The organism is Halogranum gelatinilyticum (assembly GCF_900103715.1).
GTDB lineage: Archaea > Halobacteriota > Halobacteria > Halobacteriales > Haloferacaceae > Halogranum > Halogranum gelatinilyticum.
In genome coordinates, this window is the sequence record NZ_FNHL01000001.1 from 213,936 (window position 1) to 237,085 (window position 23,150).

Consider the following 23,150-nt stretch of genomic DNA (forward strand, 5'->3'; position numbering starts at 1 on the left):
TCGGTCGCTTCGCGCTCTTCGTTTCTAAACCCTCACGAGACTGTGCTACCGACCACCATGCAGTCACCTGGTTTCACTTTCACCTTGCTGTTAACGAGGGTTTATGTGTGGATAGGCGTAAGGACTGGTTACGATGGCAGAAGACGACCTCGAAAACCTCCCCGGAGTCGGTCCCGCAACCGCAGACAAGCTCACAGACGCAGGCTTCAACACCTACGAGAGCCTCGCCGTCGCGAGTCCGGCGGACCTCGCGAACAAGGCGGACGTCGGCGACAGCACGGCGACGGACATCGTCCGCGCCGCCCAGGACGCCGCCGACATCGGCGGCTTCGAGACCGGGACGGCCGTCCTCGAACACCGCCAGCAGATCGGCAAGCTCAGCTGGCAGATCCCCGAAGTCGACGAGCTCCTCGGCGGCGGGCTGGAGACGCAGTCCATCACCGAGGCCTACGGTGAGTTCGGTGCCGGGAAGTCTCAGATCACCCACCAGATGTCGGTCAACGTCCAGCTTCCCAAGGAAGTCGGCGGCCTCCGCGGCAGTGTCATCTTCGTGGACTCGGAGGACACCTTCCGTCCCGAGCGGATCGACGACATGGTCCGCGGTCTCGACGACGACGTACTGCAGGCCACGATGGACGACCGTGGAATCGAGGGCTCGCCCGACGACGAGGAGGCGATGGACGAACTCATCGCGGACGTCCTCGACAAGATCCACGTCGCGAAGGCGTTCAACTCCAACCACCAGATGCTCCTCGCCGAGAAGGCCGAGGAACTCGCCAACGAGCACGAGGACACCGAATGGCCCGTCCGCCTGCTCTGTGTCGACTCGCTCACGGCGCACTTCCGTGCGGAGTACGTCGGCCGTGGTCAGCTCGCCGACCGCCAGCAGAAACTCAACCGCCACCTCCACGACCTCGACCGCATCGGCAACCTCTACAACGCCGCGGTCATCGTGACGAACCAGGTCGCCTCGAACCCCGACTCCTACTTCGGCGACCCGACCCAGCCTATCGGTGGCAACATCCTGGGCCACAAGTCGACGTTCCGTATCTACCTCCGCAAGTCGAAGGGCGACAAGCGGATCGTCCGCCTCGTCGACGCGCCGAACCTGGCCGACGGCGAGGCCGTCATGCGCGTGCAGGACGGCGGCCTGAAGCCGGAATAGGCGCGACTGGTTTTCGGTTCGGTTCTTTCTCGCGGCTTCTCTCTTTGCGTGGCTCCGACCCGGCGAGCGGACACTGAGTTATGTCTCCTCAGCACCATCTATCGGACATGACTGCTCGGATGGACACCGTGATGTGGGTTCTCGCTGCGCTCTACGCCGTCGTCCTCGTCGCCGCGTTGTACGCGCTGTCGGTTGGCGACGAGTCGCTGTCTCAGGTGGTTGCCGTGAGTGCGATCGCGCTCACCGGCGTCGCGGCGTGGTCGGCAGTCGTGGCGCGGCGGCGTGGCTGGGCGTAGCGTACGACTTAATTCGATGGGTCATCTGCGAATCTGCAAACGTCTCGAAAGCCCACGTGTTCTCGACTCCCGCGGCTCGCTGTGCTCCTCGTCGGTCGCTTCGCTCCCCCCTGTGGTGCTTACGTCGCCGGGGTTCGTCGAGAACACGTCCCCTTTCAGTCCCACCCAACAACACCGCACGGCCACGTCCTCCCCAACCGATTCGCTCACTCGCATGCGCTCGTTCACTCATCCCTCGCGTGCGTGTCTCGCGGCCGTCGCCGCGAAGCCACGCGCCGGAGATGAGTCTCAGTCGGTCGTCGAGAGGAGAGAAAGAGTCGAAGAAACGCCGTTATTCCTCGGTGCTCGTCTTGTCGAGGTCGATTTCGCCCTCGTAGATCTTGGCACCGTCCTGGGCCACCTTCTCGGCGAGCACGGCGCACTTGATGCGCATCGGGCTGATGTCGACGCCGAGCATGTCGACGATGTCGTCGCGGTCCATCTCCTTCAGTTCGGCGACGGTCATGCCCGGGAGTTTCTGCGAGAGCATGCTGGCACTGGCCTGCGAGATGGCACAGCCGTCGCCGGAGAAGGCGACGTACTCGATGGTCTCGCCGTCGTCTTCGAGGCGGACGTCCACCCGGATGGTGTCGCCACAGGAGGGGTTCTCCCCGACGTGCGAGAAGGTGGGGTCCTCCATCTCGCCGTAGTTGCGGGGGTTCTTGTAGTGGTCGAGAATCTGCTGCCGATACATGTCGGAGCCCATGCCCATAGTTGGCCGTTCGTAAGTGAGTGCGCTGTAAAAGGATTCCGGGGTACGTGGGTCGAGAGGTCGGTTCAGCCCCCGAAGAGGCGCGCGGACGACGCCGCTTCAGGCGAATAACACTGAGACGGCTGGGTGTCTGCGCCCACAGAGGGGCGCACGTACCGTGCCGTATCAGGCAAACAACACTTCCGCGGCAGCGTGTCCGCGCCTCACGAGGAGGCGCGTGGACGACGCCGCTTCAGGCAAACAACTCTCGCGCGCCGTCGATAGCTTCGACCAGCGCGTCGATCTCCTCGCGCGTGTTGTAGATGTAGAAGGAGGCACGCGTCGAGGCGGGTGCACCGAGCTTGTCGTGCAGCGGCTGGGTACAGTGGTCGCCGGCGCGGACGGCGACGGCGTAGTCGTTGAGGATACTGGAGAGGTCGTGGGCGTGGACGCTGCCGAGGTTGAACGCGACGAGGCCGCCGCGGTCGTCACCCGGCGGGCCGTAGATTTCGATGTCGTCGAACTCGCTCAGCTGGTCGTAGGCGTACTCGGCGAGCAGTTCCTCGTGGGCCTGCACCTTGTCCATCCCGATGTCGTCGAGATAGTCGATGGCGGCGTGGAGACCGATACCCTGGGCGATGTTGGGCGTGCCGGCCTCGAACTTCCACGGCAGATCCTCCCACGTCGCGTCCTCGTAGGTGACCTTCCGAATCATGTCGCCACCGTAGAGATACGGCTCCATGGCTTCGAGGATGTGTTCTTTCCCGTACAGCGCCCCGATGCCCGTCGGGCCGAGCATCTTGTGCCCCGAGAAGGCGAGGAAGTCGGCGTCGATGTCGCCGACGTCGACCGGCCGCGTCGGCACCGACTGCGCGCCGTCAACGAAGATGTACGCGCCGACCTCGTGGGCCATGTCGGCCAGTTCGTCGACCGGGTTGACCGTCCCGAGCGTGTTCGAGACGTGGACGACGGAGACCATCTTCGTCGACTCGTCGATGAGCGCCTTCGCGTGCTCCATGTCGAGCCGTCCCTCGTCGTCGACGCGGATGTACTTCACCTCGGCACCGGTCTTCTTGGCGAGCTGCTGCCAGGTGACGAGCGAGGCGTGGTGCTCCATCTCGGTCAGGACGACCCGGTCGCCCGGGCCGAGTTCGTTCAGCCCCCACGCGTAGGCAACGAGGTTCATCGCCTCGGTCGTGTTCTTCGTGAAGACGATCTCCTCGCGGCCCTCCGCACCGATGAAGTCGGCGACGCGGTCGTGGGCCTCCTCGTAGGCGACGGAGGCCTCCTGACTCAGCTGGTGGATGCCGCGGTGGACGTTGGCGTTGTAGCCGTAGTAGTAGTCGACGATGCTGTCGACGACCTGTTTTGGCGTCTGGCTCGTGGCTGCGTTGTCCAGATAGACCAGCGGTTCCGTGTCCTCCGGCCCCTCACCGGGCGTACTCACGTCCCCGCCGACCTTCCGGCCGAGGACCGGAAAGTCCTCGCGGATGGCCGCGACGTCGATAGGGTACGACTGGAGTTCCATTGGGAGCGGATAGGGACTACGGGGATAACACCCCTTCGGTCGGGAGAAGCGTCGCTAACCGGATTCGGTTACGTTCGGGAGACGGACGGCTGCCGGCAGAACGAGTGACGCGACGACCCTACCGCAGCCAGAGCAACTGCGCGTGGAGCGTCCCTTCGAGTTCGAGGACGGTCTCCTCGTCGACGACGCCCGCTTCGACGGCGACGCGGACGGTCTCCTCGCCGACGAGGTTGGCGACAGCAGCACGGTGAAGGCTGTCGAGGACGGTCTCCTCGTCGGCCTCCTCGGCGTCCTCGCCGCCGTAGAAGTCCTCCGTGACGGTCAGAGAGACCTTGCCGTTCTCGTACGTCTCGCCGAGACAGTCGGGGTCACAGACCGACACGAGCAGTCCCTCGGGGGTGTCGCGCTCCTTGAGCAGCATCTAGTACTCCTCGACCATCTCGCGCTCGGCCTCCTCGCGCATCTCCTCGGCCCGCTCCATGATCTCTTCGGCCTCTTCTTCGCGACCCAGTTCTTCGAGTGCCAGCGCCTTCTCCTCGAGGATGTTCACGTTCCGCTCGCCGAGTCGAATGGCGTTGTCGTAGGCGTTGACGGCCTCCTCGTACAGCCCGCGCTCCGAGAGGAAGAAGCCGCGGTTGTACCACGCCTGCGGGAAGCGCGGGTCGACCTCGACGGCGCGCTCGGCGTGCTCCAGGGCGTCCTCGGTGTGGCCCCACTCCCAGAGCGCGTACGCGAGGTTGGTGTGGGCGGAGGCGGCGTGTTCGGAGTCCTCGTCGATTCTGAGAGCTTCCTGGTACGCGCCGATGGCCTCGTCGAACTCTTCGAGTTGGGCGTGTGCCGCGCCCTTGTTGACCCACGCCTCCTGCTCGTCGAGGGAGTCGTCCTCGGCGAACTGGGCGGCGCGGGCGAAGGCCTCCGTCGCCTCCTCGAAGCGGTTGATCTGCATATACGAGAGCCCGACGTCGATGAGACTCTGGACGTCGACGTCGTCCTGCGTGATGTTCCGTTCGTCGAGCAGGTCCGTCAGGACGTGGGAGTCGACCGGGTCGACCTTCGTCGGGTCGATCTTGAGCTCCGGCGGGTCGAGCGTGAACTCGTCGTAGTCCTCGTTGAGGCCCTGCCCCTCGGAGAACTTGTGCGGTCGGCGGTCGTCGCTCATGGTGCGGCTTTGGCCGTCACGGCGGTTAAGCCCTGCGTCACACGGCTCGGCCGTCGCCACCGCTCGTGTCCGCTCTCTTGCCCCAGCGGCTTAGCCGTTCCACCGCGTACCGTCAGGCTATGCGACTGTTCGTCAGCATCGACTTCCCCGACGCCGTCGCCGACGCCATCGCCGACGTGCAAGCCCCCCTCCGCGACCTGGCGGGGCTGACCCTCGTCTCGCCCGAGCGGGCGCACGTGACGCTAAAGTTCCTCGGCGACGTCGACGCCGAACGCGTCCCCGAAATCGAGGAAGCAATCGAGACCGCCGTCGACGCCGGCGGACTCGGCCCCTTCGAGACGACGGTCGCCGGACTCGGCGTCTTCCCGAACCTCGACTACATCAGCGTCGTCTGGGCCGGGGTCGAGGAGGGAGCCGACGAGATGACACGGCTCCACGAGGCACTGGAGCGGGAACTGACCGCCATCGGCTTCGACCCCGAGGACCACGACTTCACCCCGCACGTCACTATCGGGCGGCTGAAAGACGCCCGTGGGAAGGAGACGGTCGTGGAGGCCGTCACGGGCGACCAGCCGACGTTCGGGACGTTTCGCGTCGACGAGATTCGGCTGACCGAGAGCACGCTGACGCGGGAGGGTCCGGAGTACGAGACGGTGACACGGTTCGACCTCTGAGGCTGTCGTCCCCTCCGCCCGCGGGTCGGCAGCGAGCGGTTCGAGACCGTCGCCGTCCCCGAAACCGTGGGGCAGACTGTCGCGCAGTCGGGATGAAAGGAACAAGTCTTTATGGCGTGCAGCGGAACTCTGTCCTACTATGGGTAAGAAATCGAAGGCCAAGAAGAAGCGTCTGGCAAAGCTGGAGCGTCAGAACAGCCGCGTCCCCGCGTGGGTCATGATGAAGACCGACATGGAAGTCACGCGAAACCCCAAGCGTCGCAACTGGCGGCGAAGTAACACGGACGAGTAAGCAATGAGTGCAAGTGATTTCGAGGAGCGCGTCGTCACCGTCCCGCTCCGCGACGCGCAGCAGGCTCCCGTACAGAAGCGTGCAGACCGTGCGATGAAGACGGTCCGAAAGCATCTGTCGAAGCATTTCAAGGTCGACGAGGACGCCGTCCGCCTCGACCCGAGCGTCAACGAGGCAATCTGGGCCGAGGGTCGGCAGAACCCGCCCCGGAAGCTCCGCGTCCGCGCCGCTCGCTTCGAGGAAGACGGCGGTGCAGTCGTCGAAGCTGAAACGGCCAACTAACGGTGCTCCGCGCCTCTTTCGCTGGGTCGTCGTACGTCGGTGTCTTCGCGCGTGCAACGGACAACGTCGTGCTCGTCCGCCCCGACTTGAGCGACGAGCTCGTCGCCGACCTCGAAGCCGAGTTCGACACGCCCGTCCTCAAGACGAACGTCGCCGGCTCCGGCACCGTCGGCGCGCTGGCGACCGGCAACGAGAACGGGGTTCTCGTCTCCGGCCGCGCGACCGACCGCGAGAAGGACCGTATCGCCGACGCCACCGGGCTTCCGGTCGTCGGTCTCCCCGGCCGCATCAACGCCGCCGGTAACGTCGTCCTCACGAACGACTACGGCGCGTGGATTCATCCGGACCTCGGTGACGAGGCGGTCGACGCGGTGAAGGAGGCGTTGCAGGTCCCCATCGAACGCGGCGACCTCGGCGACGTCCGAACGGTCGGCACGGCCGCCGTCGCCAACAACAGCGGCGTCCTCTGTCATCCGAAGTCCCGCGACGAGGAACTCGACGCGCTCGAAGAGCATCTCGGCGTCCGCGCGGACATCGGGACGGTCAACTACGGCGCGCCGCTCGTCGGCTCCGGGCTCGTCGCCAACGACGAGGGCTATCTCGTCGGCGAGGAGACCACGGGTCCCGAACTCGGCCGTATCGAGGACGCGCTGGACTTCATCGACTGACCCGCAGTCTCGGAGTTCCGAGTAGGAAGATACTTCCCGCTCGCCACCACATCGTCTTTTATGAGTCAGTTTACTGTGAGCGGTCGCTTCCGGAGCCGCAAGACCTGGAAGCCGTTTACGAAGAGTGTCGAGGCAATCAACGAGAACGTCGCAAGCGAGTACGTGCTCTCGCGCTTCGGTAGCGAGCACGGTCTCAAGCGCCCCCACGTGGAGATCGAGGAGGTGACCGCAGCATGATGGGCGGCGGTCAGCAGCAGCTCCAGCAGCTCTCCCAGGAGCTTCAGGCCATCGACGAGGAGATCGAAGAGGTCGAAGCCGACATCGCAGAGCTCGAAGAAGAGAAGAACGAGATCGACGACGCCGTCGAGGCCATCGAGACGCTCGAATCGGGTTCGACGGTGCAGGTCCCGCTCGGTGGCGGCGCGTATCTCCGCGCGGACGTGCAGGACATCGACGAGGTCATCGTCTCGCTCGGCGGCGGCTACGCGGCCGAGCAGGAGCAGGGCGACGCCATCGACGCACTCCGTCGTCGGCAGGACCACCTCGACGAGGAGATCGCAGAGCTCCGCGGTGAGGTCGACGACCTCGAAGACGAGAGCTCCGAGATCGAACAGCAGGCCCAGCAGATGCAGCAGCAGATGCAGCAGCAGCAGATGCAGCAGATGCAGCAGATGCAGGGAGAAGGCGAAGGCGACGACGAGTAAGCTCCGATGTTCGACGGACTGAAAGACAAGCTCAACAGTTTCCGCAAAGACGTCGAGGAGACCGCCGAGGAGAAGGCCGAGGCGGCTGAGGAGGCCGACCAGCCGGACCAGGCGGCCGACGCCGACCAGCAGTCCGCCTCGACGGCCGACGCGGAAACCGCCGCGGTCGACGATGGCGCAAGCACCGAGAGCGACGCCGCCGCCTCGACCGAGACGCTCGTCGACGAGACGACGGACGCGGAGACGGCAGCCGAGCAGGCGGAGGCCGCGACGTCGCCAGCGGACACCGAGGTGGAGGAGTCCACCGAGTCCGTCGAGTCCGAGCCGTCGACACCGGCCGACGAACCGGTCGACGCGGAGGAAGACGAGAGCGAGATTCCCGAGTTCGCCCGGCGGTCGTCGTCCTCGAGCGACGAGGCCGAAGAGAAGGAAGGTTCCACCAGCCGCTGGCGACAGGCGAAGGCGTTCGCCACGGGCCGCATCATCATCGAGGAGGAAGACCTCGAAGAGCCGCTGTGGCAACTCCAGATGGCACTGCTCGAGAGCGACGTCGAGATGAACGTCGCCGAGCGGATGCTCGATACCATCCGCGAGAAGATGATCGGCGAGTCCCGCAAGCAGGTCGATACGACCGCGGAACTCGTCGAGGAGGCGCTGCACGACGCGCTGCTCGACGTCATCAGCGTCGGCCAGTTCGACTTCGACCAGCGGATTCAGGACGCCGACAAGCCCGTCGTCATCATCTTCACCGGCGTCAACGGCGTGGGGAAGACGACCTCCATCGCCAAGATGTCGGAGTATCTCGAATCGCAGGGCGTCTCGACGGTGCTCGCCAACGGCGACACCTACCGTGCGGGTGCCAACGAGCAGATCAGCAAGCACGCCGAGAACCTCGACCGCAAGCTCATCGCCCACGAACAGGGCGGTGACCCGGCAGCGGTCATCTACGACGCCGTCGAATACGCCGAGGCCCACGACGTCGACGTCGTCCTCGGCGACACGGCCGGTCGCCTGCACACGAGCAACGACCTGATGGCACAGCTGGAGAAGATCAACCGCGTCGTCGGTCCCGACATGACGCTGTTCGTCGACGAGGCGGTCGCGGGCCAGGACGCGGTCCAGCGCGCCAAGAAGTTCAACGAGGCGGCCGAGATCGACGGGGCCATCCTGACGAAGGCCGACGCCGACTCGCAGGGCGGTGCGGCCATCTCCATCGCCTACGTCACGGGTAAGCCCATCCTCTTCCTCGGCACGGGACAGGGCTACGGCGACCTCGAACGGTTCGAGCCAGAAGCGCTGGTCTCGGACCTCCTCGGTGCCGAGGAGTAGCTCCGTCGCGTACCTTTCTACCGCTCGAAAATGACGCCGTAGTGGTACGGCGGCAGCTCGACCGTCTCGACAGTAGCGAAGCCACCGGCTTCGACGACCTCTCGGGTCTCGTCGGGCGTCATCCGCAGGTCCGTCGGCGGGCCGCGCACCGTACCCGTGACGGTCGTCTCCTCCCGGGGTCGGTCGTGCCAGTTGACGATAGCGAAGCGGCCGCCGGGTTCGAGCACGTCGTAGACGGCGTTCGCGAGACCCTCCTGGTCGTCGACGCCGTGGAACGTGTTCGCTAGGAGGACGTAGTCGACAGGCTCGGTGAGCAGCGACGGGAGGTCACGCGCGTCGCCCGCGATGGGTGTCACGTCGGCGTCGCTCTCGGCGGCGTAGTCGCGGAGCCGCGCGAGGTAGTCGGGGTCGAGGTCGACGCCGTAGACCGGCCCGTCGACGAGTTCGGCCAGTGGAACGGTGAAGAAGCCGTCGCCGCAGGCGAGATCGAGCACCGAGTCGGCGTCGTCGGCACCGAGCGTGCGGAGCGTCGTCTCGGGGTCGTCCCACAGCTCGCCCCACCAGTCCCAGTCGGGCTGGCGGGTGTTCTGGAAGCGTGTCATCGGTTCGAATTGGCCAGTGGCAGTGAAAACGTCGTCCCTTCGCTCGGCCTTCTGCTCCCACGCTGACGGTTAGGCGTCCAGCGCGACGGAGAGACCGAGGAGGACGAACACGCTGCCAGCTCCCCACTGCAGTTTCTCGCGGAGGCGGTCGGTGGCGACGAGTCGTCGCGCACGGTTCGAGGCGAGCGCGACCGCAGAGAGATAGCCCGCGGTGACGACAGCGTACAGGAAGCCGAGCAGGGCCATCCGGGCGGTCGCGTCCGGGCCGTCTCCGGCGAACTGCGGCAGGAAAGCGAGGAAGAACAGCGCGACCTTCGGGTTGAGCGCGTTGACGGCGACGCCTCGGAGGTAGCTGTTCGTCGTCTCCGTCGCGTCGTCGAGGGCGAATTCGTCGTTTCGGACGGCCTGCACCCCGAGGTAGACGAGGTAGGCCGCGCCGACGTACTTGACGAGGCTGTAGGCCGTCGGCGCGGCCCGGAGGAGCGCGGCGAGACCGAGTGCGGCGGCGAGGGTGTGGAGCAGGACACCCGTGGAGACGCCGAGTGCCGAGCGGACACCCGCGGCGCGGCTCTGGATTCCTCGGGTCAACACGTAGACCGTGTCGGGACCGGGCGCGAGGATGAGCGCGACGGCCGCGCCGAGGTAGAGCGCGAGCGTCTGTGGGTCGGGGACGATACCGGCCATACCCTGGGGTGAGTCGGTTTCAGTGATAAAGCTCGGGGAGTAATGCAACGAGTCGGTGTGGCAACTTGCCCAGGCTGGACCAGCATCACCCAAGAGGACACCTTGAGGACCCCACTCGGAGTGTCGTCCACCGGTATGGCGCGTGGCTTCGCGACCTCTGTGTCGCGAGACACGCACGCGAGGGATGAGCGAACGAGCGCTAGCGAAGTGAGCGAATCGGCTGGGGAGGAGGTGGCTGTTGCGGGTGGACAGAAAGGGGCTGCCGTCTCGGCGAACCCGGACGACGCAAGGACCGCAGGCCGAAGGCGGAGGACCGCAGCGAGTCCCGGGAGTCGAGACGGCAGGGGCTTTCGAGGCGTTCTCAGCAGGTAGGACGACGAATGTTCTCCGTCTGCACATCCTCACTGAACCCCCACTACGACCGGAAATCACCCAAAACAAACACACGACACCAAATCATAGGTGCAAAGTCTTTAACGACTCCACAGCGTAGCGACCCGCAAATGGTACTCGATGACCTCGGGAGTTCCCTTCGCAGTTCCCTCGACAAGCTGCAGGGCAAATCCCGGCTCTCGAAAGAGGACGTCGAGGACATCGTCAAGGAGATTCAGCGGTCGCTCCTCCAGGCCGACGTCGAAGTCGCCTTGGTGATGGACCTCTCGAAGCAGATCAAACAGCGGGCGCTCGAAGAGGAACCGCCGGGCGGCACGACCGCGCGCGACCACATCCTCAAGATCGTCTACGAGGAGATGGTCGACCTCGTCGGCGACTCCACGGAGATCCCGCTCGAACCGCAGACCATCATGCTCGCCGGTCTGCAGGGGTCGGGGAAGACGACCACCGCCGCCAAGATGGCGTGGTGGTTCTCGAAGAAAGGGCTTCGTCCGGCGGTCATCCAGACCGACACCTTCCGGCCCGGCGCGTACGACCAGGCCAAGCAGATGTGTGAGCGCGCGGAGGTCCAGTTCTACGGCGACCCCGACGAAGAGGACCCCGTCAAGATCGCCCGCGAGGGGATGGAAGCGACCGACGACGCCGACGTCCACATCGTCGACACCGCGGGCCGCCACGCCCTCGAGTCGGACCTCATCGACGAGATCGAGGACATCGAGGAGATGGTAAATCCCGACCTGAACCTGCTCGTCCTCGACGCCGCCATCGGCCAGGGCGCGAAGAAGCAGGCGACGGAGTTCAACGACTCCATCGGCATCGGCGGCGTCGTCATCACCAAACTCGACGGGACCGCGAAGGGTGGCGGTGCCCTCACTGCGGTGAACGAGACCGACTCCTCTATCTCCTTCCTCGGAACCGGCGAGACGGTTCAGGACATCGAACGCTTCGAGCCGAACGGCTTCATCTCGCGGCTGCTCGGCATGGGCGACCTGAAGCAGCTCTCCGAGCGCGTCGAGCGCGCGATGGCCGAGACGCAGGCCGAGGACGACGACTGGGACCCCGAGGACATGATGAAGGGGAAGTTCACCCTGAAAGACATGAAGCGTCAGATGGACGCCATGAACAAGATGGGTCCCCTCGACCAGATCATGGACATGATTCCCGGGCTCGGCGGCGGGCTCATGGACCAACTGCCGGACGACGCGATGGACGTCACGCAGAACCGGATGCGCTCGTTCGAGGTCATCATGGACTCGATGACGGACGAGGAGATGGAGGAACCCCGTTCCATCGGTGCCTCCCAGATTCAGCGTATCTCCCGCGGCAGCGGGAAGGACGAGGAGACCATCCGCGAACTGCTCGAACAGCACAAGATGATGGAGCGCACCATCAAGCAGTTCGGCCAGATGGGTGACGGCGACATGAAGCGGATGATGAAGAAGCTCGAACAGCAGGGCGGCGGCGGCATGGGCGGCATGGGCGGCCTCGGCGGTGGCGGCGGCGGTCCGTTCGGCTAAGCGTCCCCCCTCACCGCTGTTCTCGGGACCGTACTACGACCGTTTCTGTTCTGTTTTCGTCTGGCCGAGTGCCCGCGCCAGCGCGACGAGGAACCCCAACCCAGTCTGGACTTCGGGGTCCCGAAGCACCCGCACCAGTCCTACTGCTCCGACTCGTTCCGGGTCGCTCGCAGTCGCCGTTCCGACCGCAGCGAGCATCGTCTGCAGGCCGCGGGCGGTGTCGTCGTCGGCAGCGACGTCGGCGAGCTCGCCGAGTCGCTCACCGCGGTGTGCGAGTCCCGTGACCATGTCGTCGTCCAGTGCCGCCGACCCGAGTGCGACGAGGTCGCCGAGGGCTGCGAGGTCGTCGAGCGTCCCGTCGCGCTGGAGGCGGACGAGCGTCTCGACGGCCGCCGACAGGTCTTCGGCGTTCTCACCGACCGTCTCTCCTAACCCGACGGTCTCGGGCGTCGCGAGGCCGTTTGCCGCGAGCGCGAGCGTCGACGACGTGCCGGCGAGTTCCGTGACCATGTCGTCGTCGAGACCGGAGACGACCACGTCGGCCGCGTCGAGGAACTCGTTGACGAGCCCGAGCCGTTCGAGGAAGCGCGCGACCTGTTCGGGATGTTCCTCGATTGCCGTGCTCAGTTCCTCGGCTTCGATGGCACCAAGCGCCGCGTTGGTGTCGGCCATCGGTTACAGCACCCCCCGTGCGGTCAGCCAGTAGGCCTCGTTGTAGCCGAGCTTCGACCAGTGGACGAGTTTCGAGGGCGCGCGGACCGTGGGCTGGCGGCCGTACGCGAACTCGACGAACGTCGCCTCGTCCATCCCCGTCTCGATGAAGCAGACGGTCTTGCCGTCGAAGGTGGCCGTCGGCGTCTGTCCACGGACGCGACTCGCGATACGGTCGGCGACGACACCCGCTTCGTAGTGGGCGACGCTGCCGGCCTTGCTCGTCGGGACTTCTGCGATGTCGCCGATGGCGTAGACGTCCGTCGCGTGCGTCGCTTCGAGCGTGTGCTTGTCGACGGCGACCCAGCCGTCGTCACCGAGACCCGCCGCTTTCACGAGCTCGTTGCCCGTGTGTGGCGGGATGGCGACGAGCAGGTCGTATTCCATCTCCTCACCCTCCATCGTCCGGATGACCTTCGCCTCCGGGTCGATCTCTTCGGGGTTGAAGAACGTCTCCAGGGCGATGTCCCGTTCTGCGAGCAGCGGCGTCGCCCACTCGGCGATGGACTCCAGTCCGTGCGCCCGCATGATGGGGTAGGTGTAGGTCAACTGGACGTCCTCGCGGCGGCCACGTTCGCGGAGCCAGTCGTCGACCATGAAGACGAACTCCAGCGGTGCGGCGGGACACATATGCGGCACCCCGATGACGCTGAGCACGAGGTGGCCCTCGGTGAACGTCGCCAACTCGTCGCGGAGCTTCTCGGCCCCCTCCGGGCCGTAGAAGTGATGTCCACCCTCTTTCAGGCCGGGTACCTCGTCGGGAACCAACTGCGCACCCATCGCGAGGACGAGGTGGTCGTAGCCGATGACGTCGTCCCCGTCTTCGACCTGCACGGTCTTGTGCTCGGTATCGACGCCGACGACCCGGTCGAGCCGGAGGTCGACCCGCGAGTCGAGGAGGTCGGTGACGGGCCGTTTCGCGTCGGCGACCGTCTTCTTCCCGAACGGGACGTAGAGGAACGTGGGCTTGTAGACGTGGTTCGGGTCGTCGGTGACGACCGTCACCCGAACGTCCCCCGCGTCGAGTTCAGCGTGGAGTTCCTCAGCGAGGCGGTTCGCCACCACCAGGCCGCCGGTGCCTCCACCGACGACGAGAATGTCCTCGGTCATATCTTCTCCACGTAGATGGCCCAGTAGTCGTCCATCTCGACGACGTCGAGCAGTTCGTGGCCGGCCTTCTCGGCCCACGCCGGCACGTCGTTCTTCGACCCCGTGTCCTCCGTCAGGAGTTCGACGACGGTCCCCGACTCGACCGTCTTGATCTTGCCGATGAGATCCATCAGTGGTCCGGGGCAGGCCGCCCCGCGCGCATCAACCGTTACGTCAGCTTTGATTTCGTTGCTCATTGTTGGTCACCTCAGACGAAGATTACTTCCTTCCCTTCTGCTTTGTTCAGGAACCCGGCGACGCCGAGTTCCCCGTCGAACACGTCGACGTAGTCGTCGATGGTCGTGCCCAGGAGGTCCATCACCATCGTGCAGGCGTAGACCTCCAGCGGGCCGATCTCCTTCGCTTGTCGGAGCTGTTCGGTGAACAGCGGGACCCTGACGTCCTCGGCAGTCGCCATCGCTTGCGCGATAGCTCCGCCGTCGAAGTCGCGGGCCTCGACCCGTTCTCGCTCGAAGGCCCCCAGCCCCTCCATCGTCACGAAGATGGAGACTGGGATGTCCATCGAGGCGGCGACCGAACCGATGATACTCGCCGCGGTAATCCGCTCCAGTTCACCGGACGCCAAGACGATTGCATAGCCAGTCATGATGCTTCACAGCTACAGATTGTCGCCAATTGAAGTAGTATTGTATGATGATTCCAATACCGTGAGAATCGTGTGACGTGTCGGCGATGCACGTGGGCCGACGGACACGTCCGGTAGCCCCACCTGCCGCAGCGGTTTGCACTGACGTCCCCGAACGGATAGCCGACCTGCACACCGAGGAGTTACAAGCAGTCAGCGAGCGCCGTGGCTACGAGGTGTGTGGGACTGCTTCGATAGCGTGACGCTCGAGGCCGAAACCTAAATCTGCGGTCCGTCGACCACGCGTTCACCGTTGTACCGAGCGACCGCGTCGTCGACAGCGGCACTCTGGACGACGCTCTGCGGCACCGACAGCGGCGAGACGCTGACCTCGCCGTCGAGGATTGCGCGGCGGTCCGAGCCGACGGGGTAGGCGTGGCGGTGGGGTTCGATGTGGTCGAAGAGGTCGCCGCCCGCCTCGGCCTGTTCCCAGTAGCCTGCGTCGGCCTGCGCCCAGAAGGCGTCGCGGAGCTCGACGTCGTCACCCGTCTCCTCGCCGTCCAGTCGCTCGACGCCCGTATCGAAGTCCGCGAAGGGCGTCGTCACGCGCATCCGGTCGGCGTCGTAGAGGGGTGCGTTGACGTTCAGGAAGTCCGCCCGCGAGAGGAGCTCGCCCTCCAGATACTCCTCGACGAGGTCGCGGGTGACTCGTGCGGGACCGTCGTAGTCGGCGTCGTCGGCGGGGAAGAAGCCCTCCGAGCAGTAGGCGGAGACGGCGAGGCCGGGCGTGCCGAGAAAGCCCGCCTCGACCGCCGCGCCGACGGTTCCCGACCGGCCGAGGACGTACGAGCCGACGTTCGGACCGACGTTGGCCCCGGAGACGACGAGGTCCGGACTGTCGTCGAACTGGCGGAGGCCGTAGGCGACGCAGTCGGCGGGTGTCCCCTCGACCGCGTAGCCGTCGTCGCGTTCCTCGACGGCGACGGTCCGCGAGCGGGCGCGGCCGACGCCGCTCTGGTTCGTCGCGGGGGCGACGACGGTGACGTCGCAGACGCTGGCCAGTTCGTCTCGGAGCGCGCGGAGCGCGGGGCTGTCGATTCCGTCGTCGTTGGTGAGGAGGACGTGCGGCTCGGACATCGGAGTACAGCCGACTTCGAGTGGAGACGCCTAAATCCGTCGGAACGTCTGCTTATCTGGAGAGACGTGACGCTTGCGGCGGCCTTTATGCCGCCGGTGCGTGTGGGTTCCGTCATGAGCGTGCGCGAGGTCGCGATACAGGCCTACCGTGAGGCGGTACCGGCACTCGGTGCCAGCCTCGTCGGCGGTCTCGTCGCTGGCGCGGTCCTCGGCGGGATGCGCGCGGAACTCCAGCAGGTGCCCGGTCTCTTGGTGCTCGTCCCCGCCCTCCTCGCGACCCGTGGCAACGTTTACGGCAGCCTCGGCGCGCGCATCGCCACCGCACTCCACCAGGGACTGGTCGTCCCGCGCATCTCCGAGGCCGACCGTCGACTCGGCGCGGCCGTCGCGGCCGCCCTCGGCAACGGCATCCTCGCGAGTCTCTTCGCGGCGACGGCGGCCTTTCTCGTTCTCACCCTCTTGGGCTGGACGGTCGCGCCCCTGCCGACGCTGCTCGGGATCGCGCTCGTCGCGGGCGTGCTCTCCGGAACTGTCCTGACGGTCGTGGTCGTCACCGTCGTCTTCGCGGGCTACCGTCGCGGCTACAACCCCGACACGCTCGTCGGGCCGGTCGTGACGACGACGGGCGACGTCTTCGGCATCCTCTTTCTCCTCATCGCGGTCCGCACGGTGCTGGCCGTGAGCGGGGGTGGGCTGGCGTGACGACCGACTGGACCGTCCGAGCCATCACGCGAGCGATGCTGCCCGTCCTTCTCGTGCTCACGCTCGTCGAGATCGGGAGCGGTCTCGTCCTCGGCAGTTTCGAAGGGTCGCTGCTGACTTACCCCTCGTTGCTCGTGCTCGTGCCCGTCACCATCGGGACCGCCGGGAATCTCGGCAGCATCCTCGCGGCGCGGCTCTCGACGTCGTTTCACTTGGGGACGCTCTCCTTTTCGCCGACGGACGACGACCTCGTGGGCAACGCCGTGGCGACGGTCGCGCTCGCGGTCTCGGTCTTCCCCGTCATCGGCGTCGGCGCGTGGCTCCTGACGGCACTCATCGGTAGCACCCGACTGCCGCTCACGACGGTGCTGCTCGTCTCGCTCACGAGCGGCATCTGCCTGGCCGTCCTCGCGGTCGTGGTGACGGTGACGGCGACCTACGCGGCCTACCGGTTCGAACTCGACCCCGACGACGTGGTGCTGCCCGTCGTCACCAACACCTGCGACGTGCTGGGCGTGCTCGTGCTCTTCGGGGCGGTTCGGCTCTTCGTCTGACCCTCTCCCACCGCGACCGACGACGATTTCACCGTCGCTTTCTCATCTCTAGCCGTGCAGTCGGCACTCTCTCTCGTCGAGTCGGTCCTCCCCGTCCTCGTGGAGGTGCTGCCGCGCGTCGCCCGCATCTCGGTGTTCATCGCCGTGGGCGTCTTCCTCGCCAACGTCGCGGTCGGCTTCGGACTCGTCGACTACGTGGCCGCCCTCTCGCGGTATCTGACGCGCCCGGCGAACCTGCCCGACGAGGTGGGGACGGCTATCCTCACCACGGCGGCGTCGACGACTGCGGGCTACGGGATGCTCGCGGACTTCCGCGACTCGGGACGGCTGGACGACAGAGCGACGCTCGTCGCCGTCACGATGAACACCTTCTTCGGCTTCGTCCAGCACATCTTCACCTTCTACGCGCCCGTGTTGATTCCGATTCTCGGGCTGGAGGTCGGCCTGCTCTACGTCGGCTCGCGGGCCGCCATCGCGCTGGCGATCACGGTCACTGGCGTCGTCGCAGGCGCGGTGCTGTTGGACGGCCCGTCGTCGCGAGCGACTGATTCAGGGGACGCGCAGGCGGCCGATGTGACCGACACAGTCGAGACCGACGGCTCGGGTGAGTCAGTGGACGACGCGAAGGGGCCGACTCTCCCCGGCGACGAGGACGACACGGCTCGCGAGGTCCTCGAAACTGCTAGCGAGAAGACGTGGTCGAAGCTGCGGCGCATCGTCCCGCGTCTCGCCGTCGTCTACGTGCTCGTGACGCTCATCGTCGAGACGACGGACCTGACGGCGGTGACGGCGGCGGCCGAACCGCTCACGTCGCTCGTCGGGCTGCCGGGTGCGGCCGTCCCCGTCATCGTCGCTTACACCTTCGATACGACCGTCGGCGCGGCGACCATCGCGCCGCAGATCGGGACGACCTTCACCGCGCGGACCGCCGTCGTGACGATGCTGCTCGGGGGCATCGTCTCCTTCGCGTTCTCGACGTTCAAGCGGTCGATTCCCTTCCAGTACGGCATCTGGGGCGCGGAGTTCGGCTCGAAGGTCATCGTCGTCAACACCGCGCTGAAGGTCGTCTACATCGCCCTCGCCGTGGCCGTGTTGCTCACGGTCTGAGTCGCTTTCGCCGTTCTCTCCGCTGGGTGCCCACCGCGCGAAGGGTTTTGCCTTCCTCGCGCGTCTTCTCTACATGGTCGACAGACGACACTACGCGTTCGACGGTACGTCTCCCCAGATTCACGACGATGCGTTCGTCGCTCGCGACGCGGTCCTCGTCGGCGACGTGACGGTTGAAGCCGACGCCAGCGTCTGGCCGGGCGTGGTCTGCCGCGGCGACGTCGGACCGGTCCGAATCGGTCGCGAGAGCCACGTCGGCGACAACGCCACCCTCCACGCCTCCGTCGTCGGCGACCGGGTGATGGTCGGTCACGGCGCGGTACTCAACGACGCCGTCGTCGAGGACGGCGCGCTCGTCGGCTTCAACGCGACGCTCAACTCCGACGTGGTCGTCGGCGCGCGGAGCGTCGTCGCCTCCGGCGCGGTGGTCCCCGAGGGCTACGAGATTCCCCCCGAGTCGTTCGTCCGCGGCGTCCCGGCTATCGTGACGCCGCTCGCGGAGACGACGCTCGACCCCGAGGAGATCTTCGAGCAGCACCACTCGGGAGCCTACACGGACCTCGCGGCGCGCCACGAGGAGCTGTTCGGTTAGGGGAGAAGTTGGTCGACGGCGACGAGCAGGCTCACGGCGACGACGACGATGGCTCCTTCCCGGAGCGTCGGCAACAGGCCGAGGCCGACGATGAGCGTCGTCGCGCAGGCTGGTGCGTGTCGGAGGTCGGTCGCGACCATCCCGGCGGTCGTGAGTCCCACCGCGAGCACGCCGCTGGCCATCAAAAGCGTGAGGTCCGCGGAGCCGGCGGGCGGGAGGTCGGTGACGACGATTCCTGTCGCTAAGAGATGGTAGCTCAGCCAGCCGGCGGCGACGCCGATAGCGTGGCTGCCGACCACGCGCCGTGGGTCGGTTGTGGGACTGTTCGGCGTCGTGACGAGCGCGTAGGCCGACGGCCCGAGGCTCGGAAAGAGGAACGGTGACCCGGTGACGGCGGCGACCGTCCCGGCGACGGCGACGAGCACGGCGGTTCGCGCGCCAGCGACGGCGGTCTCACGCATCCGTCGTCCCTCGTCTCGCCCGGTTCATTCGGTGAGTCAATCGCGCGGCTGGAACTCGCCCTCGACGGGCTTGCCGTCCTTCGTCGGCGGCGCGATGTGGTGGATGAACTCCTCGACAGAGGGCTCGCGGACCGTGACCTGCACCTCGATATCGCCGAGTTCGTCGGGGTTGCCGACGGCGAAGTTGATGTGGCCCTCGAAGGCGGCCTGCTTCTTCAGCGCGAACGAGAAGCCGTCGTCGGTCGCGCGGTTCTCGAACTCGCGGCGGGCGCTGTCGAGGATCTCCTGCTCGTGGAGCTTGTCCGAGAAGGGGTCGAGCGTGTGGGTCTCGGCGACGAGCTGGCCGGGTTCGTGGACGAACTCGGCGTTGGGAAAGACGTTGGCGACGGCGTCGCGCACGCGGTCCGTGACCTCGGTGTCGCGGACGGGCGCGACGATGCGGACGTCGATACTGTAGATCATCGCTCCGCCTCCTGGCCCGACTCCGCGTCCGCCAGTGCCTCGGGGCCCTCGTGCAGCAGGGTCTGAATCTGTGCGCGGAACGCCGAAAGCGACTCGGTGTTGTCGACGACGACGTCGGCGTCGTCCATCACCTCGCCCATCCCGAAGCCGAGTTCGCGCTCCTCGCGTTCCTTCAGGGCTTCGACGTCGCTGTCGCTGTTGTCGCGGCCGCGCTCGCCGAGGCGTTCGGCGCGGACCTCGAACGGGGCTTCGATGCTGACGACGAGGAAGTCCTCGCCGAAGGCCTCGCGGAAGCGGTCGACCTCGTAGGTCGAGCGCAGGCCGTCGACGAGGACCGTGTCGGTCTCCGCCAAGTGCTCGCGAATCATGGGGAGCGAGCGGGCGGCGATGGCGTCGAGACCCTCCTCCTCGCGGAGTGCCTTCGCGACCGAGCCGTGGTGTTCGGCGGGGTCGAGACCGCGGTCGCGGCACGCCTGGCGGATGACGTCGCCCATCGTGACGACCGGGATGTCGGCCTCGCGGGCGACCTCCGCGGCCTCCCCCTTGCCGCTGCCCGGCAGTCCGACGGTTCCGATGACTCTCATTGCCTTCTGGTACACTGGTGGCGTGGTTAAGCCCTGTGAATACGAGTCTGGAGGGGGTCGGTGGCGAGCGAGAGAAACCCGGTTCGGCGCGTGGCTTCGCGGCCGTTTATGGCCGCGTGCCACTCATGCGAGGGACGACTGAGCGACTGGAAGGAGCGAAGGAGTCGGTTGGGGAGGGTGTGGCTGTCGCGGGTGGACAGAAAGGGGACGTGCTGTCGACGAAGGCAGACGAAGAAAGCACTGCAACGAGCGAAGCGAGTGAAGCGCGCAGCGAGGCTCCCGAGTCGACAGCGCGTGGGATTTCGAGACGTTCAGGCCCCGCCACTTCCCGAACCTCTCAACCAACTCGAATGAGGCCGAAATCGGTATCCGTCCACACGAACCATCTCCTGTATGGCAGAACGATCCTTCCTCGTCCGCGCGCTATGGTTCGTCTTCATCGGCTGGTGGGCGACACCGGTCGTCGTCAACATCGCGTGGTTCCTCAACGCGACGATCATCCTCCTCCCGATCGGCATCAAGCTCATCAACCTCGTGCCGACGGTCCTGAGCCTGAAGGAGCCGCGGTCGCTCACGGCTCCCGAGTCCGCGAGAGGCCAACGGTCGCTCGTCGTCCGTGGGGTCTACTTCGTCCTCGTCGGCTGGTGGCTCAGTTGGTTCTGGGCGAACGTGGCGGCGTTCTTCGCGGTCACGGTCATCGGCCTGCCGGTGGCGTACTGGATGTTCAACCGCCTGCCGTACGTGACGTCGCTGTACCGCTTCGACGGCTGACGGAACCCAAACCGCTTTTTACGCCGCTCCCTGTGGCTACTGACGAGGGCACGTAGCTCAGTCTGGATAGAGCGTCGGACTTCTAATCCGACGGCCGTGGGTTCAAATCCCATCGTGCTCGCTTTGCTGCGAACGACAGTGAGCAGGAAGCGACAGCCATAGGATTTGAATCAGGGAACGAAGCGAAGCGGAGTGACCGTGGTTCAAATCCCATCGTGCTCGTTCGGTCTCGTTTCACTCGACCTCTCTCGCACGATGTAGTCCCACTCGCTTTGTCTACGGGCGACCCGTGAGTCGCCCGCACGGCTAGCGAGACGGCGAAGCCGTCTCGCATTGCTCGCGGGACTCCCATCGTGCTCTCGTTGCGATGTAAACAGCAATCGACGAGCCACCGGCTCACCAGTCAGCGTCGAAAGAAAATCGGATTCGGCGAGAGTGGGCCGACAGTTGGTGGTCGATACGGGAACGGAGTGGGTGGATGTGATTACTGACTCAGCGCCTGCTTCACATCGCGCCGCCCATACCGCCCATGCCGCCCATGCCGCCCATACCGCCGCCCATGCCGCCGCCCGGCGGCATGTCGTCGTCACCGTCGTCGGGGTCGATCTGGCCACCGGAGAGGTCGCCAGCGGCGATGACGTCGTCGATGCGGAGGATCATGACGGCTGCCTCGGTGGCGGACTCGATGGCCTGCGTCTTGACCCGGAGGGGTTCGACGACACCCTCTTCTTCCATGTCGATGACGTCGCCCGTGTAGGCGTCGAGACCGGCACCGAACTCACCGGCGTCGTGACGCGAGCGGAGGTCGACGAGCGAGTCGATGGGGTCGAGACCGGCGTTCTCGGCGAGGGTGCGCGGGATGACTTCCAGCGCGTCGGCGAAGGCCTCGATGGCGAGCTGCTCGCGGCCGCCGACGGAGTCGGCGAAGTCGCGGAGTTCGAGAGCCAGCTCGGTCTCGGGTGCACCGCCGCCGGGCAGGACCTTCCCGTCCTGCAGCGTCGTGCGGACCACGCCGAGCGAGTCGTCGATTGCGCGCTCGAGCTCGTCGACGACGTGCTGGGTGCCACCGCGGAGGAACAGGGTGACGGCCTTCGCGTCCTCGACGTCCTCGACGAAGATGCGCTCGTCGCCGCCGACGTCCTTCTGGGCGACGGAGCCGGCGAAGCCGAGGTCGTCGGCCTCGATGTCGTCGAGGCTGGAGACGACGCGGGCGCCCGTCGAGCGAGCGATGCGCTTGAGGTCGCTGTTCTTGACGCGGCGAACAGCCAGAATACCCTCCTTCGCGAGGTAGTGCTGGGCCATGTCGTCGATGCCGTCACCGACGAAGACGGCGTCCGCGCCGACGGCCTTCAGCTGGTCGACCATCTCCTTCAGCTGCTTCTCTTCCTGGTCGAGGAACTGCTGAAGCTGGTCGGGGTCCGTGACGTTGACTTCGGCGTCGATCTCGGTCTCCTTGATCTCGAGCGCGCCGTCGAAGACCGCCACGTTGGCGTCCTCGACCATGTAGGGCATGTTCTCGTCGACGCGCTCCTTGTCGATGACTGCGCCCTCGACGAGCTCGGAGTTGTCGATGGAGCCACCGACAACCTTCTCGACGGAGACGTTCTCGGTGTCGATGCCGTCCTCGTCGGCGACGGCCAGCACGGCGTCGACGACGAGTTCGGCGAGGAGGTCCTTCGAGGACTCCGCGCCCTTACCCGTCATCGCCGTGGAGGCGATCTTCAGGAGCGTGTTGCGGTCCTCGGCCGTGACGTCGATGGCCTTGGACTCGAGGACTTCCTTGGCCTTCTCGGCGGCCTGACGGTACCCCTGTGCGAGCGTCGTCGGGTGGATGTCCGAGTCGATGAGCTCCTCGGCCTGGTCGAGGAGTTCACCGGCGATGACGACGGCGGTCGTCGTACCGTCGCCGACCTCGTCCTCCTGCGTCTCGGAGACCTCGACGATCATGTTCGCCGCCGGGTGGTCGATGTCCATCTCCTTGAGGATGGTCACGCCGTCGTTCGTGACGACGACGCCGCCCGACGAGTCGACGAGCATCTTGTCCATGCCTTTCGGACCGAGCGTTGTCCGAACGGACTCGGCGACGGCCTTCCCAGCTGTGATGTTCATCGACTGTGCGTCTTTGCCGGAGGTCCGCTGACTGTCCTCCGACAGTACAATCATCGGCTGATTACCCATTCGCTGAGCCATATTCACGCATTCATTGTCTGTTGTTCTATAAAAAGCTTCCGCTTCCAAATCAGCAAAACCGCAAGACGGGAGAGACATGGCGAGTCATGCTACACTGTCTCACGGTGTGGTATAAGTAGCC

At 66.1% G+C, this 23,150-nt stretch carries 30 protein-coding genes and 1 tRNA gene; 16 read left to right on the plus strand and 15 right to left on the minus strand.

Going from position 1 to position 23,150, the window contains the following annotated elements:
• The first annotated feature begins 133 nt into the window (after nt 1-133).
• Nucleotides 134-1,165, plus strand: coding sequence for a DNA repair and recombination protein RadA (gene radA / locus BLR57_RS01005; RefSeq protein ID WP_089693252.1), 1,032 nt, complete (start codon nt 134-136; stop codon nt 1,163-1,165).
• Between the two features lie 107 nt (nt 1,166-1,272).
• Nucleotides 1,273-1,461: a hypothetical protein gene (locus BLR57_RS01010; RefSeq protein WP_089693254.1), complete on the plus strand. Its 189-nt coding sequence runs from the start codon at nt 1,273-1,275 to the stop codon at nt 1,459-1,461.
• Between the two features lie 331 nt (nt 1,462-1,792).
• On the opposite strand, the gene sufU is transcribed toward BLR57_RS01010, so the two are convergent.
• The 4 genes from sufU to BLR57_RS01035 all read right to left on the minus strand — a co-directional run bounded on the left by sufU (nt 1,793) and on the right by BLR57_RS01035 (nt 4,878).
• Nucleotides 1,793-2,212, minus strand: coding sequence for a Fe-S cluster assembly sulfur transfer protein SufU (gene sufU / locus BLR57_RS01020; protein WP_089693258.1), 420 nt, complete (start codon nt 2,210-2,212; stop codon nt 1,793-1,795).
• Nucleotides 2,213-2,444: 232 nt separating this feature from the next.
• The gene (sufS, locus tag BLR57_RS01025) at nt 2,445-3,719 is read right to left on the minus strand and encodes a bifunctional cysteine desulfurase/selenocysteine lyase SufS (RefSeq protein ID WP_089693260.1); all 1,275 of its coding nucleotides are present in this window, start codon (nt 3,717-3,719) and stop codon (nt 2,445-2,447) included.
• Between the two features lie 118 nt (nt 3,720-3,837).
• Nucleotides 3,838-4,140, minus strand: a complete 303-nt coding sequence (locus tag BLR57_RS01030; protein ID WP_089693262.1) for a DUF424 domain-containing protein — start codon at nt 4,138-4,140, stop codon at nt 3,838-3,840.
• Complete coding sequence (locus tag BLR57_RS01035; protein WP_089693264.1) at nt 4,141-4,878, minus strand: tetratricopeptide repeat protein; 738 nt, start codon at nt 4,876-4,878, stop codon at nt 4,141-4,143.
• 119 nt (nt 4,879-4,997) lie between these two features.
• Here BLR57_RS01035 and thpR point away from each other — a divergent pair, with 119 nt between their 5' ends.
• The 7 genes from thpR (at nt 4,998) to ftsY (ending at nt 8,827) form a co-directional block, all read left to right on the plus strand.
• Nucleotides 4,998-5,552 carry an RNA 2',3'-cyclic phosphodiesterase gene (thpR, locus tag BLR57_RS01040; protein WP_089693266.1) on the plus strand — a complete coding sequence of 185 codons (555 nt, stop codon included), beginning with the start codon at nt 4,998-5,000 and terminating at the stop codon, nt 5,550-5,552.
• 139 nt (nt 5,553-5,691) lie between these two features.
• Nucleotides 5,692-5,844 (plus strand): 50S ribosomal protein L39e, encoded by a 153-nt coding sequence (locus tag BLR57_RS01045; RefSeq protein WP_009367057.1) that lies wholly within the window; start codon nt 5,692-5,694, stop codon nt 5,842-5,844.
• Between the two features lie 3 nt (nt 5,845-5,847).
• Nucleotides 5,848-6,126: a 50S ribosomal protein L31e gene (locus BLR57_RS01050; protein ID WP_089693268.1), complete on the plus strand. Its 279-nt coding sequence runs from the start codon at nt 5,848-5,850 to the stop codon at nt 6,124-6,126.
• Between the two features lie 2 nt (nt 6,127-6,128).
• Nucleotides 6,129-6,794 (plus strand): translation initiation factor IF-6, encoded by a 666-nt coding sequence (locus BLR57_RS01055; RefSeq protein WP_089693270.1) that lies wholly within the window; start codon nt 6,129-6,131, stop codon nt 6,792-6,794.
• 60 nt (nt 6,795-6,854) lie between these two features.
• Nucleotides 6,855-7,031, plus strand: a complete 177-nt coding sequence (gene rpl18a, locus BLR57_RS01060) for a 50S ribosomal protein L18Ae (protein WP_089693272.1) — start codon at nt 6,855-6,857, stop codon at nt 7,029-7,031.
• Nucleotides 7,031-7,498, plus strand: coding sequence for a prefoldin subunit alpha (gene pfdA / locus BLR57_RS01065; RefSeq protein ID WP_170830574.1), 468 nt, complete (start codon nt 7,031-7,033; stop codon nt 7,496-7,498). Before rpl18a ends, pfdA begins: the two co-directional genes overlap by 1 nt.
• A 6-nt stretch (nt 7,499-7,504) precedes the next feature.
• On the plus strand, nt 7,505-8,827 hold the full coding sequence (gene ftsY, locus BLR57_RS01070; protein WP_089693276.1) for a signal recognition particle-docking protein FtsY: 1,323 nt from the start codon (nt 7,505-7,507) through the stop codon (nt 8,825-8,827).
• Between the two features lie 17 nt (nt 8,828-8,844).
• Here the strand turns inward: ftsY and BLR57_RS01075 are convergent, their stop codons facing one another.
• Both BLR57_RS01075 and BLR57_RS01080 read right to left on the minus strand, forming a co-directional pair.
• Nucleotides 8,845-9,429, minus strand: a complete 585-nt coding sequence (locus BLR57_RS01075; RefSeq protein WP_089693278.1) for a class I SAM-dependent methyltransferase — start codon at nt 9,427-9,429, stop codon at nt 8,845-8,847.
• 69 nt (nt 9,430-9,498) lie between these two features.
• Nucleotides 9,499-10,113: a LysE family translocator gene (locus BLR57_RS01080; RefSeq protein WP_089693280.1), complete on the minus strand. Its 615-nt coding sequence runs from the start codon at nt 10,111-10,113 to the stop codon at nt 9,499-9,501.
• A gap of 503 nt (nt 10,114-10,616) precedes the next feature.
• On the opposite strand from BLR57_RS01080, the gene BLR57_RS01085 reads away from it, so the two are divergent.
• On the plus strand, nt 10,617-12,023 hold the full coding sequence (locus tag BLR57_RS01085; RefSeq protein WP_089693282.1) for a signal recognition particle protein Srp54: 1,407 nt from the start codon (nt 10,617-10,619) through the stop codon (nt 12,021-12,023).
• 33 nt (nt 12,024-12,056) lie between these two features.
• Here BLR57_RS01085 and BLR57_RS01090 read toward each other — a convergent pair whose 3' ends face one another.
• From BLR57_RS01090 to surE, 5 genes are all read right to left on the minus strand, one after another.
• Nucleotides 12,057-12,695 (minus strand): helical membrane plugin domain-containing protein, encoded by a 639-nt coding sequence (locus BLR57_RS01090; RefSeq protein WP_089693284.1) that lies wholly within the window; start codon nt 12,693-12,695, stop codon nt 12,057-12,059.
• Between the two features lie 3 nt (nt 12,696-12,698).
• Complete coding sequence (locus BLR57_RS01095; protein WP_089693286.1) at nt 12,699-13,844, minus strand: NAD(P)/FAD-dependent oxidoreductase; 1,146 nt, start codon at nt 13,842-13,844, stop codon at nt 12,699-12,701.
• Nucleotides 13,841-14,080 carry a sulfurtransferase TusA family protein gene (locus tag BLR57_RS01100; RefSeq protein ID WP_089693288.1) on the minus strand — a complete coding sequence of 80 codons (240 nt, stop codon included), beginning with the start codon at nt 14,078-14,080 and terminating at the stop codon, nt 13,841-13,843. Before BLR57_RS01100 ends, BLR57_RS01095 begins: the two co-directional genes overlap by 4 nt.
• Nucleotides 14,081-14,091: 11 nt before the next feature.
• Nucleotides 14,092-14,490, minus strand: coding sequence for a DsrE/DsrF/DrsH-like family protein (locus BLR57_RS01105; RefSeq protein WP_089693290.1), 399 nt, complete (start codon nt 14,488-14,490; stop codon nt 14,092-14,094).
• Nucleotides 14,491-14,748: 258 nt separating this feature from the next.
• A complete protein-coding gene (gene surE / locus BLR57_RS01110) occupies nt 14,749-15,606 on the minus strand; it encodes a 5'/3'-nucleotidase SurE (protein ID WP_089693292.1) in 858 nt (285 codons plus the stop codon).
• 114 nt (nt 15,607-15,720) lie between these two features.
• On the opposite strand from surE, the gene BLR57_RS01115 reads away from it, so the two are divergent.
• The 4 genes from BLR57_RS01115 to BLR57_RS01130 all read left to right on the plus strand — a co-directional run bounded on the left by BLR57_RS01115 (nt 15,721) and on the right by BLR57_RS01130 (nt 18,561).
• Nucleotides 15,721-16,308: a magnesium transporter gene (locus tag BLR57_RS01115; protein ID WP_089693294.1), complete on the plus strand. Its 588-nt coding sequence runs from the start codon at nt 15,721-15,723 to the stop codon at nt 16,306-16,308.
• Entirely contained in the window at nt 16,305-16,862 is a 558-nt protein-coding gene (locus BLR57_RS01120) for a magnesium transporter (RefSeq protein ID WP_089693295.1), read from the plus strand. The genes BLR57_RS01115 and BLR57_RS01120 overlap by 4 nt, the downstream gene beginning before the upstream one ends.
• A 54-nt stretch (nt 16,863-16,916) precedes the next feature.
• Nucleotides 16,917-17,969 (plus strand): nucleoside recognition protein, encoded by a 1,053-nt coding sequence (locus BLR57_RS01125; RefSeq protein ID WP_089693297.1) that lies wholly within the window; start codon nt 16,917-16,919, stop codon nt 17,967-17,969.
• A 73-nt stretch (nt 17,970-18,042) separates the two neighbouring features.
• The gene (locus BLR57_RS01130; protein WP_089693299.1) at nt 18,043-18,561 is read left to right on the plus strand and encodes a gamma carbonic anhydrase family protein; all 519 of its coding nucleotides are present in this window, start codon (nt 18,043-18,045) and stop codon (nt 18,559-18,561) included.
• Here the strand turns inward: BLR57_RS01130 and BLR57_RS01135 are convergent.
• From BLR57_RS01135 to BLR57_RS01145, 3 genes are read right to left on the minus strand one after another with little or no spacing between them, the layout of a single operon-like run.
• On the minus strand, nt 18,558-19,022 hold the full coding sequence (locus tag BLR57_RS01135) for an HPP family protein (RefSeq protein ID WP_089693301.1): 465 nt from the start codon (nt 19,020-19,022) through the stop codon (nt 18,558-18,560). The genes BLR57_RS01130 and BLR57_RS01135 overlap by 4 nt on opposite strands.
• Before the next feature lie 36 nt (nt 19,023-19,058).
• Nucleotides 19,059-19,484, minus strand: a complete 426-nt coding sequence (locus BLR57_RS01140; protein ID WP_089693302.1) for an RNA-binding domain-containing protein — start codon at nt 19,482-19,484, stop codon at nt 19,059-19,061.
• Nucleotides 19,481-20,068, minus strand: a complete 588-nt coding sequence (locus tag BLR57_RS01145; protein ID WP_089693305.1) for an AAA family ATPase — start codon at nt 20,066-20,068, stop codon at nt 19,481-19,483. The genes BLR57_RS01140 and BLR57_RS01145 overlap by 4 nt, the downstream gene beginning before the upstream one ends.
• 393 nt (nt 20,069-20,461) lie before the next feature.
• Here BLR57_RS01145 and BLR57_RS01150 point away from each other — a divergent pair, with 393 nt between their 5' ends.
• Complete coding sequence (locus tag BLR57_RS01150; protein ID WP_089693306.1) at nt 20,462-20,839, plus strand: YccF domain-containing protein; 378 nt, start codon at nt 20,462-20,464, stop codon at nt 20,837-20,839.
• 46 nt (nt 20,840-20,885) lie between these two features.
• Nucleotides 20,886-20,960, plus strand: a tRNA-Arg gene (locus BLR57_RS01155).
• A gap of 383 nt (nt 20,961-21,343) precedes the next feature.
• Here the strand turns inward: BLR57_RS01155 and thsA are convergent.
• The gene (thsA, locus tag BLR57_RS01160; protein ID WP_089693309.1) at nt 21,344-23,002 is read right to left on the minus strand and encodes a thermosome subunit alpha; all 1,659 of its coding nucleotides are present in this window, start codon (nt 23,000-23,002) and stop codon (nt 21,344-21,346) included.
• Between the last annotated feature and the right edge of the window lie 148 nt (nt 23,003-23,150).

Coding starts and splice junctions, on each gene's coding strand:
- BLR57_RS01140 (WP_089693302.1), bottom strand. CDS start 19,484: ATGATCTACAGTATCGACGTCCGCATCGTCGCGCCCGTCCGCGACACC.
- thpR (WP_089693266.1), top strand. CDS start 4,998: ATGCGACTGTTCGTCAGCATCGACTTCCCCGACGCCGTCGCCGACGCC.
- BLR57_RS01105 (WP_089693290.1), bottom strand. CDS start 14,490: ATGACTGGCTATGCAATCGTCTTGGCGTCCGGTGAACTGGAGCGGATT.
- BLR57_RS01050 (WP_089693268.1), top strand. CDS start 5,848: ATGAGTGCAAGTGATTTCGAGGAGCGCGTCGTCACCGTCCCGCTCCGC.
- rpl18a (WP_089693272.1), top strand. CDS start 6,855: ATGAGTCAGTTTACTGTGAGCGGTCGCTTCCGGAGCCGCAAGACCTGG.
- BLR57_RS01080 (WP_089693280.1), bottom strand. CDS start 10,113: ATGGCCGGTATCGTCCCCGACCCACAGACGCTCGCGCTCTACCTCGGC.
- BLR57_RS01075 (WP_089693278.1), bottom strand. CDS start 9,429: ATGACACGCTTCCAGAACACCCGCCAGCCCGACTGGGACTGGTGGGGC.
- sufU (WP_089693258.1), bottom strand. CDS start 2,212: ATGGGCATGGGCTCCGACATGTATCGGCAGCAGATTCTCGACCACTAC.
- BLR57_RS01090 (WP_089693284.1), bottom strand. CDS start 12,695: ATGGCCGACACCAACGCGGCGCTTGGTGCCATCGAAGCCGAGGAACTG.
- BLR57_RS01130 (WP_089693299.1), top strand. CDS start 18,043: ATGGTCGACAGACGACACTACGCGTTCGACGGTACGTCTCCCCAGATT.
- pfdA (WP_170830574.1), top strand. CDS start 7,031: ATGGGCGGCGGTCAGCAGCAGCTCCAGCAGCTCTCCCAGGAGCTTCAG.
- BLR57_RS01035 (WP_089693264.1), bottom strand. CDS start 4,878: ATGAGCGACGACCGCCGACCGCACAAGTTCTCCGAGGGGCAGGGCCTC.
- surE (WP_089693292.1), bottom strand. CDS start 15,606: ATGTCCGAGCCGCACGTCCTCCTCACCAACGACGACGGAATCGACAGC.
- thsA (WP_089693309.1), bottom strand. CDS start 23,002: ATGATTGTACTGTCGGAGGACAGTCAGCGGACCTCCGGCAAAGACGCA.
- BLR57_RS01030 (WP_089693262.1), bottom strand. CDS start 4,140: ATGCTGCTCAAGGAGCGCGACACCCCCGAGGGACTGCTCGTGTCGGTC.
- BLR57_RS01115 (WP_089693294.1), top strand. CDS start 15,721: ATGAGCGTGCGCGAGGTCGCGATACAGGCCTACCGTGAGGCGGTACCG.
- BLR57_RS01135 (WP_089693301.1), bottom strand. CDS start 19,022: ATGCGTGAGACCGCCGTCGCTGGCGCGCGAACCGCCGTGCTCGTCGCC.
- BLR57_RS01085 (WP_089693282.1), top strand. CDS start 10,617: ATGGTACTCGATGACCTCGGGAGTTCCCTTCGCAGTTCCCTCGACAAG.
- BLR57_RS01010 (WP_089693254.1), top strand. CDS start 1,273: ATGACTGCTCGGATGGACACCGTGATGTGGGTTCTCGCTGCGCTCTAC.
- BLR57_RS01145 (WP_089693305.1), bottom strand. CDS start 20,068: ATGAGAGTCATCGGAACCGTCGGACTGCCGGGCAGCGGCAAGGGGGAG.
- BLR57_RS01150 (WP_089693306.1), top strand. CDS start 20,462: ATGGCAGAACGATCCTTCCTCGTCCGCGCGCTATGGTTCGTCTTCATC.
- ftsY (WP_089693276.1), top strand. CDS start 7,505: ATGTTCGACGGACTGAAAGACAAGCTCAACAGTTTCCGCAAAGACGTC.
- BLR57_RS01100 (WP_089693288.1), bottom strand. CDS start 14,080: ATGAGCAACGAAATCAAAGCTGACGTAACGGTTGATGCGCGCGGGGCG.
- BLR57_RS01045 (WP_009367057.1), top strand. CDS start 5,692: ATGGGTAAGAAATCGAAGGCCAAGAAGAAGCGTCTGGCAAAGCTGGAG.
- BLR57_RS01095 (WP_089693286.1), bottom strand. CDS start 13,844: ATGACCGAGGACATTCTCGTCGTCGGTGGAGGCACCGGCGGCCTGGTG.
- radA (WP_089693252.1), top strand. CDS start 134: ATGGCAGAAGACGACCTCGAAAACCTCCCCGGAGTCGGTCCCGCAACC.
- sufS (WP_089693260.1), bottom strand. CDS start 3,719: ATGGAACTCCAGTCGTACCCTATCGACGTCGCGGCCATCCGCGAGGAC.